General features: G+C 42.5%; 11 protein-coding genes. 1 reads left to right on the plus strand and 10 read right to left on the minus strand.

The window, feature by feature from the left end; all coding sequences use genetic code 11:
• The first annotated feature begins 1 nt into the window (after window position 1).
• On the plus strand, window positions 2-1006 hold the full coding sequence (gene amgK, locus SALWKB2_RS08375) for an N-acetylmuramate/N-acetylglucosamine kinase AmgK (protein WP_025331226.1): 1005 nt from the start codon (window positions 2-4) through the stop codon (window positions 1004-1006).
• 70 nt (window positions 1007-1076) lie between these two features.
• On the opposite strand, the gene SALWKB2_RS08380 is transcribed toward amgK, so the two are convergent.
• The 10 genes from SALWKB2_RS08380 to murC form a co-directional block, all read right to left on the minus strand.
• The gene (locus SALWKB2_RS08380; protein WP_025331227.1) at window positions 1077-2054 is read right to left on the minus strand and encodes a hypothetical protein; all 978 of its coding nucleotides are present in this window, start codon (window positions 2052-2054) and stop codon (window positions 1077-1079) included.
• Window positions 2055-2124: 70 nt separating this feature from the next.
• Window positions 2125-2886 carry a class I SAM-dependent methyltransferase gene (locus SALWKB2_RS08385; protein WP_025331228.1) on the minus strand — a complete coding sequence of 254 codons (762 nt, stop codon included), beginning with the start codon at window positions 2884-2886 and terminating at the stop codon, window positions 2125-2127.
• Window positions 2886-4370 carry a sigma-54-dependent transcriptional regulator gene (locus SALWKB2_RS08390; protein WP_080690460.1) on the minus strand — a complete coding sequence of 495 codons (1485 nt, stop codon included), beginning with the start codon at window positions 4368-4370 and terminating at the stop codon, window positions 2886-2888. Before SALWKB2_RS08390 ends, SALWKB2_RS08385 begins: the two co-directional genes overlap by 1 nt.
• Window positions 4363-5937 carry a two-component system sensor histidine kinase NtrB gene (locus SALWKB2_RS08395; RefSeq protein ID WP_025331230.1) on the minus strand — a complete coding sequence of 525 codons (1575 nt, stop codon included), beginning with the start codon at window positions 5935-5937 and terminating at the stop codon, window positions 4363-4365. Before SALWKB2_RS08395 ends, SALWKB2_RS08390 begins: the two co-directional genes overlap by 8 nt.
• 6 nt (window positions 5938-5943) lie before the next feature.
• Entirely contained in the window at window positions 5944-8262 is a 2319-nt protein-coding gene (gene parC / locus SALWKB2_RS08400; protein WP_025331231.1) for a DNA topoisomerase IV subunit A, read from the minus strand.
• 346 nt (window positions 8263-8608) lie between these two features.
• Window positions 8609-9787 (minus strand): cell division protein FtsZ, encoded by a 1179-nt coding sequence (gene ftsZ, locus SALWKB2_RS08405; protein ID WP_025331232.1) that lies wholly within the window; start codon window positions 9785-9787, stop codon window positions 8609-8611.
• Window positions 9788-9901: 114 nt separating this feature from the next.
• On the minus strand, window positions 9902-11137 hold the full coding sequence (gene ftsA / locus SALWKB2_RS08410) for a cell division protein FtsA (protein WP_025331233.1): 1236 nt from the start codon (window positions 11135-11137) through the stop codon (window positions 9902-9904).
• A gap of 42 nt (window positions 11138-11179) precedes the next feature.
• A complete protein-coding gene (locus SALWKB2_RS08415) occupies window positions 11180-11956 on the minus strand; it encodes a cell division protein FtsQ/DivIB (RefSeq protein ID WP_025331234.1) in 777 nt (258 codons plus the stop codon).
• The gene (locus SALWKB2_RS08420) at window positions 11940-12851 is read right to left on the minus strand and encodes a D-alanine--D-alanine ligase (protein WP_025331235.1); all 912 of its coding nucleotides are present in this window, start codon (window positions 12849-12851) and stop codon (window positions 11940-11942) included. Before SALWKB2_RS08420 ends, SALWKB2_RS08415 begins: the two co-directional genes overlap by 17 nt.
• A gap of 65 nt (window positions 12852-12916) precedes the next feature.
• Entirely contained in the window at window positions 12917-14329 is a 1413-nt protein-coding gene (gene murC / locus SALWKB2_RS08425; protein ID WP_232617002.1) for a UDP-N-acetylmuramate--L-alanine ligase, read from the minus strand.
• Window positions 14330-14353: the final 24 nt, after the last annotated feature.

Genomic DNA, 14353 nt, shown 5'->3' on the forward strand with positions numbered 1-14353 from the left:
CATGCAACGAGAATCTGAATTAAAAAAATGGTTTCATACCTGCTATCCGCAACAGGAATTTGTTCTTAGTTTTGCAGCTGCTGATGCTGATTTCCGACGCTATTTCCGCGCTACTTTTACTGACGACCGTACAGTAATCTGTATGGACGCCCCTCCGGATAAAATGAGTATCCTGCCATATATTAAGGTACAAAAGCTTTTTCAGGCTCTTAATGTTCCCGAAATCTATCATCTGGATACACAGCAAGGATTTATGGCTCTGGAAGATTTTGGTAATACCCCTTATCTGGCTGCACTGCAACAGGATAAACGTGCTGAAGTACACAAAGTATTGCTGCTGGAAGCCATTGATGAACTCATCAAACTACAACTTTCAAGCCAGCCGGATCAACTACCATTATATGATGAAGCCGTACTAAAAAGGGAAATGCAACTTTTTCCTGAATGGTATGTTCAGAAAGAACTTGGTTTATCATTAACTGAGAAACAGCAACAGTTATGGCAGCAAACAGTTAACAATATATTACCGGTAATATTGTCACAGCCACTGGTCTATGTACATCGTGATTTTATTGTTCGAAACATCATGCTTACCCGCGACCGACCTGGTATTCTTGATTTTCAGGATGCATTGTATGGTCCGATTACTTATGATTTAGTATCACTATTACGTGATGCATTTATCGAATGGGACGAAGAATTTATACTTGACATTGTCATTCGTTACTGGGAAAAAGCAATAGCTGCCGGATTACCGGTACGTACTGATTTTGATCAGTTTTACCGTGATTTTGAATGGATGGGTGTACAGCGCCATCTGAAAGTTGCCGGTATCTTTGCCCGCTTATATTACCGCGATGGTAAAGATAAATATCGCGGTGAAATTCATCGCTTCCTGAAATATTTACGCAAAACCAGCCGCCGTTATGGTGAATTGCGCCCGCTACTGCAATTAATTACTGAATTAATTGGCTCAGAAGAAGTTCAGACAGGTTATACTTTCTAATTAAATCAAAATGATTAAATATCTGCCAAGAAATAATAAAGCTGCCTTAATTCCTAAGCAGCTTTATTATTTAATCTGCAGAAATATTAAATAAAAATTTTAGTTTCTGCCAAAATCCCATTACTGCATAATTATTTAACCGGTTATTTAAGTGCCATTCCTGTTGTTTCATTTGTTCAAGTAAATTGTGTAAATGTGATGCTTCAGATTTCATTTCTTCGTACTTTAAATTTATATAATTAAGCTCTCTTTTTAAATTTGCTTGTTCATTATCATTTAATAGCTGCTTATTTTCTAATTCACGCTTATATGCGTCTTCAAGAGAAATAATCTTATCCGTATAAAATTTATGATTCACCGGATCTGAACGTATTTTACCATATACATTTTTCTCAAAAATCTTCTTTAGTGAGAAATAATAGTTTTCAACATCTGCAACTGTAAATTTTATTTCACCGCCAAACTCTGTCTCTAATTTTAATTTTTTTGAAATACTCACTTCAATGATCGGTATATGATTCTTTTCAAAAGAGTGTATTTTTTTAGAATAACAAGCATTAGTATAAACAACCTCTATAGCCAGACATCCTTTCCATTTTTCCTGCAATTCACACTCAGAAGAAAAATAGCCAACAAGGTCGGGATAATATTTTTCCTCATCTTGATCGAAATGCTTAAATCGAAGACACGGCTCAACTAAAAATTTTGAAAAATTTAAAATATATTTATTTTTATCAATAGTAAATTTAATTACAGGCATTTCCAGTAATATCACTGTCGCTGCAGAATGGTAAATAGACTCTTTATTGTTTTCATCAATTTCGTCGGATTTATACCGAAAAAAGCCATGTTCAGTTGGAATTAACTCCAGACGATTAATTTCATCGTATTCCGTTGAGTAAAACGTTAATTCCAGATATTTTTTAAAATTTTGTTCTTTTAATCTCAGAACATCCCAGATATAAAAAATTTTTGGCTGCAAAGATTGATTTTCGCAGATAAAACATTGATTTTTATCTTTAGCATATGCCCAGATTTTTCTAGCCAATTGTTATTCTCCCCTGTATTAAGTTTAAACAAAATAATTCAGATTCACAAAATTGATTTCTTCCTTAAAACTACAAAGGCATATACCCATCAAATCGCGTTGTTTTACCAAAATACTGAAAAGCCGGTGTCTTTCCTGCTAAAACTGCACCATTAGCTGGTCTTTTTACCACGACCCGTTTTCGGGCTAATTTCTGTGCTGCGAGTAATAAAGCCTGATCATTATTCATATCCGCATTACCCAGCAATTCATGAAAATAAGCCATTTCTTTTTTTACTGCTGCTGCTTTTTGCTTTTGCGGATACATCGGATCCAGATAGACTACATCAGGCAATGGTATCTGTTTTTGTTCCGCGTCTGGTAAAGTGATACTGCCATAATGCAGATGAATCTGCTGTGCTATATGCGCAGTCTGTTTATCAACCATCGCACGTTTCAGCCCGTCCGCAAATAAAACATATACATAAGGATTCTGTTCAAATACCACAACTTCCAGTCCCAATGATGCCATTACAAAAGCGTCCCGACCTAAACCTCCGGTAGCGTCCCAGACAAGCGGCCGGTTTTTGGCCTGAATAGCACGTGCCAGTAATTCTCCCCCACCAAAAAGCCGCCGGTGCCGTGCAGTACCTTCTACAAAATCAACCCGCACGACCCCTTTTTGCCCGGATTTAGCTAAAGCAAGACTGTCATTTTCGTATATCAGATATAATCCCTGTTCGGGTGGTTGTTGCTGATAACAGAGTTTTTTACTGGCTAGCAATTTCTGTAAAGGAGTGATCAGATCAGTTTTATCTGCTATCTGACCGGTTAAAATCAGAGGCTTTACCATCAGACAATCCCTAACCGTTCCATCCGGTAACGCATAGAACGAAAACTGATACCCAGTAATTTGGCGGCCTGTGTTCGGTTATATCGGGTTTGCGCTAAAGCCTGTTCCAGGATTTTTCTCTCTATTTCATCCAAATAATCCTGTATCTGAGTTTTTCCGAACTGGTAATCCTCAATTTCCTCATTACTATCTGCGGATAGATTACTGCCGGCATTCTCTGCAGATTCAGTACGCGGATTATCCAGCTGATAGCTATGAATCTGTAAATCATCTACCTCAATAATATGATTTTTCGACAGTGCAATAGCACGTTCCAGAATATTCTCCAATTCACGGAAATTACCGGGATAACTGTATTGCAACAGTGCTTTTTTTGCTTCCGGTGTTAATGTCATGGTTTCATCATGCAAAATTCGTTGCAGTAAAACCCGAATTAACTGCGGCAAATCATCACGTAATTCACGTAATGGCGGCATGGTAATAGATACAACATTCAAACGATAAAACAAGTCCTGACGAAACTGACCTGATTCAACCAGAGCATTTAAATCTTTATGGGTTGCACAGATAATACGGACATCAACCTGTTTTTCTTCCATTTCGCCAATCCGGCGTACAGCACGTTCCTGAATGGCCCGCAATAATTTAACCTGCATCGATAGTGGTAAATCAGCTACTTCATCCAGAAATAATGTTCCGCCGTCCGCATGCTGAAAAAAACCAGCCCTATCTGATTCTGCTCCGGTAAAACTGCCTTTTTTATAACCAAAAAACTCACTTTCCATCAATGCTTCAGGTATGGCACCACAATTTACAGCAACAAATGCCTTGTCTCTGCGTTCTGACTGTTCATGAATACTGCGCGCTGCCTGCTCTTTACCACTGCCTGATTCTCCGGCAATGTATACCGGCACGTTACTTTTAGCCAGCTTGCTGATCAACTGACGTACTTCTGTTATTAACGGAGAATTACCCAGTAAACGTTCACGTACCTGCTGTTCGTTAACCATTGCGGAAGTATCTTCATTTTTTTGTTTATTTTCAGACTGTTTAAATGCGGTTACCATTTTATTATCTATTTCGGTTTCGGCAGTATTATTGATTGTAATAACAGATTTAACCAGAGTACGCAGCTGCGCCAGAGTAATGGGTTTTTGTAAGTAATCGAAAGCACCATTTTTCAGTGCCTGTACAGCCTGCGCTGCATTTCCGTAAGCGGTAATAACTGCAATCGGAATATCCAGATTATGGGCAGTAATATAATCAACAATCTCCAGCCCGGAGCCATCCGGCATACGCATATCCGTTAGCACCAGGGAGAAAGCATGCGTACGTAAAGCCTTTTTTGCCTCAGCTACGCCAGCGGCAGTTTTTACGGACAAACCCATTTTAATCAGGGTTAACTCCATTAAATCACGAATATCGGCTTCATCATCTATTATCAGTACCGGCTTTTCTAAGTCCATCTGATTATTATTATTCATCAACCATCCTTGGCAAGGTTAATTCAAATCCATTAACTTCAGGGCGATAAATTAACTGACCATGATTAGCCTGAGCCAGCTCGCGCGCCACATACAATCCAAGACCAGTGCCACTGGGTTCAGTCGTAAAAAATGGTTCAAACAATTGCAACTGATTTTCCGCACTGACACCAGCCCCATTATCAATTACAGTAATGGAAATTTCATTTTGCTCTTCTATGCAAAAAATAACACGAATAGCATTTTTATTCTGCAAACTATGACGCCATGCATTATTCATCAGATTCCATATAATCTGCTGCAAATGTACCGAATCACACCAGACGATTAAATCTCCTTTATCGGCTTGTAGTTCAATACAATTTACGGCCTGCTGCCTGATCAGTATAAATTCCTGCAAAAAGGCAGTCCAGAATACCCGCAAATCAATTGCCTGCTTATTTTTTTTATCCCGCTTGTTCAGCATACTGATATCTTCAAGCATTTTATCAATACGACTGATATTATTTTCTATAATATTAAACAGCCGCAGTCGTGTCGAATCATATTTTTCTTCCTGTAACAATTCATTGGCCTGTCTTATTGCAGACATCGGATTGCGAATTTCATGAGCCAGATTAGCCGTTAACTGGCCTAATGAGGCCAGTTTAATGGCCATAGCCTCCTTATCAATTTCAGTACGCGAACGCATTGATAACATCAGTAAAGGTGTATTTGCTTCCTGTAACAAGCGTGCATGCACCCTCATCGGCCAATTATTCAGTGTACAGTTTATTTCGAAAATATTTTTCTGTTCAGTATGCCAGTAATGCATAACCTGACGAAATAAAGCAGTTTGTTTATCAACCAGCAGCATCGGGAAATAATTCTGCGCCTTCCGGTTAATCAGCCACACCAGACCGCTTTCATCCAGTACAACTACCCCCTCCTGTACATAATTAAAAGCACGGTCGAGCAAATTCCGGTAACTGTCCAGCATTTTTGACTGCTGATCTTGCAAACTTTGTGAACGTGCCAGTAAAGTAGCGGCATAGGCAGTCAGACCGGCCACAAGAAAGACAGCGGCAATCAGCATGATGGCAATAATGCATATCCGCATACTGTGATTAGCAAAACCATTACGGCTTAGCTGCGTCCAGGTAATGATGACAATCAGTAAAGTTACATAACCGGCATAAATCATCGGATACCGGCCACGGCTGAACAAACAGGCCGAACCGACAAATGGCAGGAGTAAAATACCAAAACCGCTATCCACTCCTCCACCCATATTCATCAGCCAGGCTATCATGGTAATGTCTACAGCAGAATTAACATTTGGTAGTGCATCCGGCTGATTCTGCCAGCGTGGCACCAGCATGGAAAAGACAATCAGAATACCGTAGAGCGCTGCCCAGCTATACAGTTCAATTTTATTGAATATGGGTACAGCCAGACCGGGCTCATCCATACTGCGGGTCAGCAAATAAAACGTCATAATTGAAAACAGCAGACTTATACGCGCAATATTGAGCAAAGCAGAAAGCCTGTCCAGATATTGCGGCCAGCCATTTATATACGTTTTCATACCGGCTTAGTTTCCGTTATCCAGATCACCATAGACGGCAACGATATCACCCGAAACGCTTAATTCCTTACCTTTATGTCCGCGTTTATTAAGAATATCCTGAACGCGTAAGGTTTCCTGATAGCGTCCGCCACGTTTTCCCTGAGTCTCCAGTTTAAATTCCGATTTATTTGTCAGAGTAAGATAAAGCAGTTTCTCATTAGCCGGTAAACTCATAATTTGCAGACCACGGCCTTTAGCCATCACTTTCAATTCATGTAATGGAAAGGCCAGCAGACGATTGGCACTGGAGATGGCAATAAGTTGAGTCTGCCCGTTTACAGACAGGCAGGCAGACGGTACAGGAAGCGGCGGCAGCAATGCCTCATCACTATTAACCGTCATAACAACTTTACCGTTTTTAGTACGGCTGACCATATCTTTAAATGCAACCACAAAACCATATCCGCCACTGTTACTCAGTACATAATGCTGTTGCGGCAAGGCACTGAGCATAGCTACAATTCTGGCACCTTTATCTAAATCAACCAATGAACCTGCAGGTACACCATCACCACGTCCGCCCGGAATACTGGCAGCATCCACACTATAGGCTCGCCCGTGCGAATCAAGTAAAACTACCGGCCAGACTGTACGTCCCTCTACTGCCTGAAGCAGACCGTCACCTTCCTTGAAAGTAGTCTGGCTTAAATCCAGATTGTGTCCTACACGCGTTTTCAGCCAGCCCTTCTGTGACAATATCAGCGTAACTGGTTCATCTGCAGTAGTTCGTGTAAGCGTAGCCCGCTCTGCCGGCTGTATCAGTGTACGCCGGTCATCTCCATAGATTTTGGTATCAGACTCAATTTCTTTGATAATCAGTCGTTTTTTAGCTTTATCATCTTCCAGAAGGGTGGTTAACTGATCATGTTCCTGCTGTAGTTTATTAAGTTCTGTTTCCAGTTTAATCCACTCCAGTCTGGCCAGCTGACGTAAACGGATTTCAAGAATATCATCCGCCTGTATCTCACTTAAACCGAATGCAGACATCAATTCATTTTTGGGTTCATCTGATTCACGGATAACCCTGATGACTTCATCAATATGAAGAAATGCCGTTTGCCGCCCATGTAAAATATGAATACGTTTTTCCACCTGTTCCAGACGGTATTGCAAACGCCGGGTTACAGTCAGTATCCGAAAATCCAACCATTCACGCAGAATCTGATATAAATTCTTTTGTGCCGGTTTATTATCCCGCCCCATCATAACCAGATTGACCGGCACATTCCCTTCCAAACTGGTTTGTGCCAGCAAAGTATTCATAAATTCTTCAGGTTGAAGACGACTGGATTTCGGTTCAAACACCAGACGCACTGGTTCCTGACTATCTGATTCATCACGCACCCGCTCAAGCAGTGATAGCATTAATGTGCGCGTATTCTGCTGTTCCTGAGTGAGATTTTTTTTACCGGTTTTCGGTTTGGGATTAGTCTGTTCTTCTATCTCAGCCAGAATTTTTTGCGCAGAAGTACCGGGAGGTAACTCCGTGACAATAGCCCGCCAGTGTCCGCGTGCCAGTTTTTCAATTTCATAACGGGCACGCACACGTATACTGCCTTTACCCTGTGCATAAATTGCCTGAATATCCTCTGGTGCAGTAATAATCTGACCACCACCGGCAAAATCAGGACCGGGTAAATACTGCATTAAGGCTGCCGAATTCAGCTCAGGCTGTTTCAACAGAGCCACAACAGCTGCGCTGACTTCGCGCAAGTTATGTGAAGGAATTTCAGTTGCCAGACCTACTGCAATACCTGAGGCGCCATTAAGCAATATCATTGGCAGGCGTGCTGGTAATACAGAGGGTTCAAAAGATTTGTCATCATAATTGGGCACAAAATCCACAGTCCCCATATTGATTTCCGATAACAGCAATTCAGCAATCGGTGCTAAACTGGCTTCGGTATAGCGCATAGCTGCTGCGCTGTCACCATCACGTGAACCAAAATTGCCAATACCGTTAATCAAAGGGTAACGTAAGGTAAAATCCTGCGCCATCCGAACCATAGCGTCATAAGCAGATGAATCACCATGCGGATGATATTTACCTAGTATCTCACCAACTACGCGGGCGGATTTTACCGGTTTGGCACCTTGAGCCAGCCCCATATCTTTCATAGCATACAGAATGCGTCGCTGAACCGGCTTCTGCCCGTCAGCCACATCTGGTAATGCCCGCCCTTTTACCACACTCATGGCATAGGTAAGGTAAGCACGTTCTGCATACTGACCAAGTAACAGATGATCATCACTGCGGTCTGATTGTTGAATAGATTCACTCATACTTATTCTGACTTAATTAAATTCTTCTGTGGAACAGATTATCTAAGCTACCTATTGTAAAGGATTTTGCTTTTATACCCAAAACTACTGCTTTTGGTTTGATGAAATAACAAAACAGAAATTCATGTTATAAAAACCATTATCATTTCAGTAAAATATTGTTGGTTTTAATACAACACAAACTTTGCAGAAATTACACTTTTTTCTAAAGAATAAACTTTTTATCTAATTTTTTAAAAAACTTTCTTATGCCAGCAATATATCGCATTTAAATTATATATATTGATTTTAAAAATAAAAAAGCTGTCCGGAGCTTAGCCCGGACAGCTTTAATAACTTTAATCAATTAATCAGCTTGTCGGCGAATGACTGCCGGAATTTCGAAGTCATCCAGCACAGACTGATTTGAGAAATCAGCAGCAGCCAGATTCATCCCGCGTGCACTGCGTCCTGAACGTACCACACTTCCGATATCCGGATAGGCATCTTCAGTACCAGTGGCTTGTACGGTTTGCAAAACACGCAAACTGCTTGGTTGCTGGTGATGTAAAACTTTCTGTTCCTGCAATCCGGTAGCAATAATGGTTACGCGGATTTCGCCTTCTTCCATACTGGCATCTTCAGAAGTACCGTATTTCAGGGCGGCATCATCATGTGCATATTCATCAATCATGCACATAATTTCTTTGTATTCAGACATTTTCAGGCAGCCTGGTGCGGTAGTAATATTAACCAGCACACCCTGTGCACCATCCAGAGTCACGTCATCCAGAAGCGGGCTGGCAATAGCCTGTTCAGTAGCAATACGGGCACGGTCAACACCATGTGCACTGCCTGACCCCATCATGGCCATACCCATGATACTCATGACATTTTTCACATCGGCAAAATCCAGATTAATGATACCCGGATTAGTAATGACTTCAGCAATTCCGGCTACCGCATTACGCAATACATTATCTGCCGCACGAAAAGCCTCACGCATACTCACATCTTCACCCAGTGCTGACATTAATTTGTCATTTGGAATCACAATGAGTGAATCAACGGTATTTTTAAGAATCTCAATCCCGTTATTAGCAACGTGAATACGTTTTCCTTCATATTCAAACGGACGGGTAACAACAGCAACAGTCAGAATACCCATCTCTTTTGCCAGTTCTGCAACTACCGGAGCCGCACCTGTACCTGTACCACCACCCATACCAGTGGTGATAAACAGCATATTCGCTCCGCGAATAGCATCAGATAATGCTTCGCGATCTTCCATTGCTGCATTACGGCCAATTTCCGGATCGGCTCCTGCGCCGAGACCACGGGTGAGATTATTGCCCAGCTGAATGCGTTTAGATGCTTTACTGTTTTGTAAAGACTGTGCATCAGTATTGGCACTGATAAACTCAATACCGGCAACCGCATTTTCCACCATATTGTTAATAGCATTACAGCCACCACCGCCGATACCAATGACTTTGATAACTGCAGCACCAACTACCGTCTCCACAACATCATATACCAATTGCATTTATGTCTCCTGACAAAACCTATGCATAAACGTCATCTGCCCTTGTATAGCTATCATTATATAGACAGTTATATACAATGCGCAAAAGTTCTGTCATTTAATGTTTGAGTTGAGTTAAAAATTGTTCTTAAACCAAGTCTGTAATTTTTTTAGCCATGAATCTTTCGGTTCAGAAGCTGCTGCCACAGGCATGTCTGTTTTGTTTTCTTCTTCACAGGCAGACTGTAACAGACCAATAGCAGTAGCATAACGCGGATTGCGAATCCGTTCTGAGACACCACCCATTTCCTGCGGCACACCAATTCGGGCTGGCAGATTAAATACATCCTCTGCCAGCTCGACCATTCCAGGTAATAATGATGCTCCGCCGGTAAGAACTATGCCTGAAGTCAGCACATCCTCAGGAAAACCGGAACGGCGCAATTCATTTAGTGTCAGTTCCAGAATCTCTTCCACGCGCGGACCAATTACACTTGCCAGTGTCCGACGCGAAATCTGGCGCGGATTACGGTCACCCACACTGGGCACCTCAATCATATCATCAAGACCGTCCATGGTTGCCAGTGCCACTCCATGATTGATTTTGATGTATTCAGCTGCACTGTGGGGTGTACGCAACGCTTGTGCCAGATCTTTGGTAATCAAATCCCCTGCCACCGGAATAACAGCTGTATGCCTGATAGCTCCGTTAGTATATACAGCAATATCTGTAGTGCCTCCACCGATATCAATAACACAGACACCCAGATCTTTTTCATCTTCAGTCAGTACTGCCTGACCACTGGCCAGTGGCTGTAATATCATTTTATTGATTTGCAAACCACAGCGATTGACACACTTCTGGATATTCTGCATCGCTGTTACAGCACCGGTAATAATATGTATGCGCGTGTCCAGACGAACCCCGCTCATGCCAATGGGTTCACGCACACCCGGCTGATTATCAATAATAAATTCCTGCACTACTGTATGTAAAATATCGTGATCCGGCGGAATATTGACAGCTTTGGCTGTTTCAATTGCACGGTCAATATCAGCCTGACTCACCTCTCCGTCCTTGATTTTAACCACACCTTGTGAATTGAAACTGCGAATATGATTACCTGCAATACCGGTTGTTACACAGTCTACCTGTACATCAGCCATCATCTGCGCTTCTTCCATGGCCTGCTTGATTGCTTGTGCAGTGGTTTCAATGTTGGTCACCATACCTGCTTTCAAACCACGCGACGGGGCCTGTCCTAAACCAACAATGTGGATTTCATTATCTTCCTGAACCTCACCAATAAGAGCGATTACTTTTGAAGTGCCGATATCCAGTGCACTGATGTATTTTTTACCTTTAACCATGGTCATCACTTTAAAATCAAATAATCAATCGGTCTGTCCGGATCAATCCAGATTTGCTTCATACTGATCCGCCACTTCAGATGCATTTACTGTTCTGGTACTTGCAGCTGAATTAGCCTTATTTTTGTACCGTAACGCAAAACCATCCGGATAACGCAAATCTATATAATCGATATTACTGGCCTGTTTCTGTAAAACCTGTAGCCATGCCCAGACAAAATGAGCCAAACGCTGTTCTACCTTTTCCCGCCCCAGTTTCAGGGTAATTCCGTTGCTTAAGGTCAGCTGCCAGGCAGAACGATTACTTAACTGCAACTGCTGAATATGCAGACCTGTTGATTGCAACAAATTTTCGAATGTTAACAAATGTACGGTCATGTAGCGAGCAGAACCGCTGCTTCCAACAAATACCGGCAGCTGCTCATGAACTACTGCATTAAATATCTGTCCGTCAGTATCCACCAGCTGCTGGTCATTCCAGCGTGCAACAGGGTCCCGTTCCCTGATATCAAGCTGTACCGTATCCGGCCAGATTCGTTTTACCTGTACTTTATATACCCAGGGTAGTTTAGCCAGTGCAGATTGTGCCGCACTCACATCTGCAGTAAAAATATTACCCTGCAAATACTGTCTGCTGATTTGTTCAATTTCGGCCGACTGCAAATGCTTCAACGGATGTATTACCTGAATTTGCCGGACCGGAAAATATGGTGAATGCACCAGCCAGGATCCGCCTGCTGCCAGCAGGCAGAACAATACACATATATATAACCACCGGTAAAGCCGTTTTAAGGCTTGTGCATTATCCCAAAGTCGCATGACTTAAAATTTCAACACACAAATCTTCAAAACTCAAGCCAATTTCACGTGCAGCTTTAGGCACCAGACTGTGTCCGGTCATACCGGGTACAGTATTAACTTCCAGAATATAGATTGTACCGTCCGCATCACGCAGAAAATCTACTCGCCCCCATCCGCGACCACCCAATGCTTTAAAAGCACGGGCTGTCAAATCACGCATATACTGCTCATCCGCAGGTGTCAGATCAGCCGGACACAGATACTCGGTATCATCGCGGTGGTATTTAGCTTCATAATCATAAAATTCTGTTGCCGGAACGATGCGAATACTGGGCAATACCTGTTCACCAAGAATACCACATGTATATTCACCACCTTCGATTGCCCGTTCAGCCAGAATTTCACCATGGTACTGTTTCAGTTGCTGATAAACTTGTGCCAGCTCACCAGTCTGCCTGATTTTCACCACACCCACACTACTGCCTTCTGCTGCCGGCTTAACAAATAAAGGTAAACCCAATTCTTCTTCTACCGCAGCAAAATCACTATCGTCATGCAACACAATAAATGGTACGCAAGGCAAACCAACTCCCTGCCAGACCAGACGACTACGGAATTTATCCATACCCAGCGCACTGGCCGCAACTCCGCAACCGGTGTAAGGAATACCAAATGCTTCCAATGCCCCCTGTACAACTCCGTCTTCTCCATAAGAGCCATGCAGAATATTAAAAGCCCGGTCAAAGCCGGCACTGACCAGTTCAGACAATGGCCGCTCAGACGGATCAAATGCATGTGCATCTATACCTCGGCTTTTCAATGCAGTAAGAATTGATGCACCACTAGCCAGTGAGACTTTACGCTCACTGGAGAAACCGCCCATCAGTACGGCAACTTTACCAAAATCACTCATTGTTTGTCATTAATCCTGTTTTTCTTTTAATAAGAACAGTATGTGAAATAATTAAACTGTAGTCATTATACTGCAGCAGACATTCCGGTAAGCATAGCAGGTACTTTGTTAATACTGCCGGCACCCATATTGAGCAAAACATCACCATCTTGCAAGACATTTAATAACGTGGGCGCCATTTCGTCTACGTTTGCCACATAAATCGGCTCAACTTTACCCAGCACTCTGATCGCACGCATTAATGCCTTACTGTCAGCAGCCACAATCGGGTCTTCACCAGCAGAATATACTTCCGTTAAAACCACGCCATCAGCTTTACTCAAAACTTGAACAAAATCTTCAAACAAGTCCCGTGTACGTGTATACCGGTGTGGCTGGAATGCTACGACCAGACGACGCTGAGGGTAGGCACCTCGTGCAGCAGCTATGGTTGCAGACATTTCAACAGGATGATGACCATAATCATCAATCAGTAACGCTTCGCCACCATTCGGTAATGCAATCTCACCGTATTGCTGAAAACGGCGACCCACACCTGCAAAACTTTCCAGCCCAAGCTGAATTGCCGGTACTGAGACACCAATCTCCAGTGCAATCCCGATGACAGCCAGTGCATTCAGAACATTATGCCGCCCTGGCATATTGACCGTCACACTAAACGGTTTTATGCCTTTTTTACGCGTATGGACATCAAAATGCATTTGTGCACCATCGGCAACAATATTAGTTGCATATAAATCAGCACCTTCATCCAAACCATAGGTAACAAAAGGTTTCTGAATCAACGGTAAAATCTGGCGCACATGCTCACTGTCAATACATAAAAAGGCTTTGCCGTAAAACGGCATGCGATGCACAAAATCCACAAACGCCTGATGTAGTTTTTCTACATCATGATCATATGTATCCATATGATCGGTATCAATATTGGTAACAACCGTAAATAAAGGTGTCAGATACAGAAACGAAGCATCTGATTCATCTGCTTCAGCAACAATATATTCACCTTTACCCAGCTTGGCATTGGTTCCGGCTGCAGTTAACCGACCACCAATAACAAAAGTCGGATCCAGCCCCGCTGCTGCCAGTACAGAAGCAGTTAAACTGGTTGTTGTGGTTTTACCATGTGTACCGGCAATGGCAATACCGCGACCAAAGCGCATGATTTCAGCCAGCATCATGGCTCGCGGAATTACCGGAATTTTTTGTTCTTGCGCCGCTACCACTTCCGGATTATCTTTTTTAACGGCTGTTGATGTCACTACTACATCTGCACCAGTAATATTTTCAGCACTGTGTCCAGAACAAATATGTACCCCGATTGCCCGTAAATGCCGGGTTGCGGCATTATCAGCCAAATCAGATCCACTTATCTGATAACCTTCATTATGTAAAACTTCTGCAATACCGCACATACCGGTTCCGCCAATCCCTACAAAATGAATATGGCGGATACGGTCTTTCATGTTTTCTTTCATACTTTATAACTTTTCCTGCCAGTC

The organism is Snodgrassella alvi wkB2 (assembly GCF_000600005.1).
GTDB classification, from domain to species: domain Bacteria; phylum Pseudomonadota; class Gammaproteobacteria; order Burkholderiales; family Neisseriaceae; genus Snodgrassella; species Snodgrassella alvi.

Bases quoted from the DNA above. Each gene is read 5' to 3' on its own strand.
- SALWKB2_RS08395 (WP_025331230.1), bottom strand. From the start codon at position 5,937: ATGAAAACGTATATAAATGGCTGGCCGCAATATCTGGACAGGCTTTCT.
- SALWKB2_RS08420 (WP_025331235.1), bottom strand. From the start codon at position 12,851: ATGAGTGATTTTGGTAAAGTTGCCGTACTGATGGGCGGTTTCTCCAGT.
- amgK (WP_025331226.1), top strand. From the start codon at position 2: ATGCAACGAGAATCTGAATTAAAAAAATGGTTTCATACCTGCTATCCG.
- SALWKB2_RS08415 (WP_025331234.1), bottom strand. From the start codon at position 11,956: ATGCGACTTTGGGATAATGCACAAGCCTTAAAACGGCTTTACCGGTGG.
- murC (WP_232617002.1), bottom strand. From the start codon at position 14,329: ATGAAAGAAAACATGAAAGACCGTATCCGCCATATTCATTTTGTAGGG.
- parC (WP_025331231.1), bottom strand. From the start codon at position 8,262: ATGAGTGAATCTATTCAACAATCAGACCGCAGTGATGATCATCTGTTA.
- ftsZ (WP_025331232.1), bottom strand. From the start codon at position 9,787: ATGCAATTGGTATATGATGTTGTGGAGACGGTAGTTGGTGCTGCAGTT.
- SALWKB2_RS08385 (WP_025331228.1), bottom strand. From the start codon at position 2,886: ATGGTAAAGCCTCTGATTTTAACCGGTCAGATAGCAGATAAAACTGAT.
- SALWKB2_RS08390 (WP_080690460.1), bottom strand. From the start codon at position 4,370: ATGAATAATAATAATCAGATGGACTTAGAAAAGCCGGTACTGATAATA.
- ftsA (WP_025331233.1), bottom strand. From the start codon at position 11,137: ATGGTTAAAGGTAAAAAATACATCAGTGCACTGGATATCGGCACTTCA.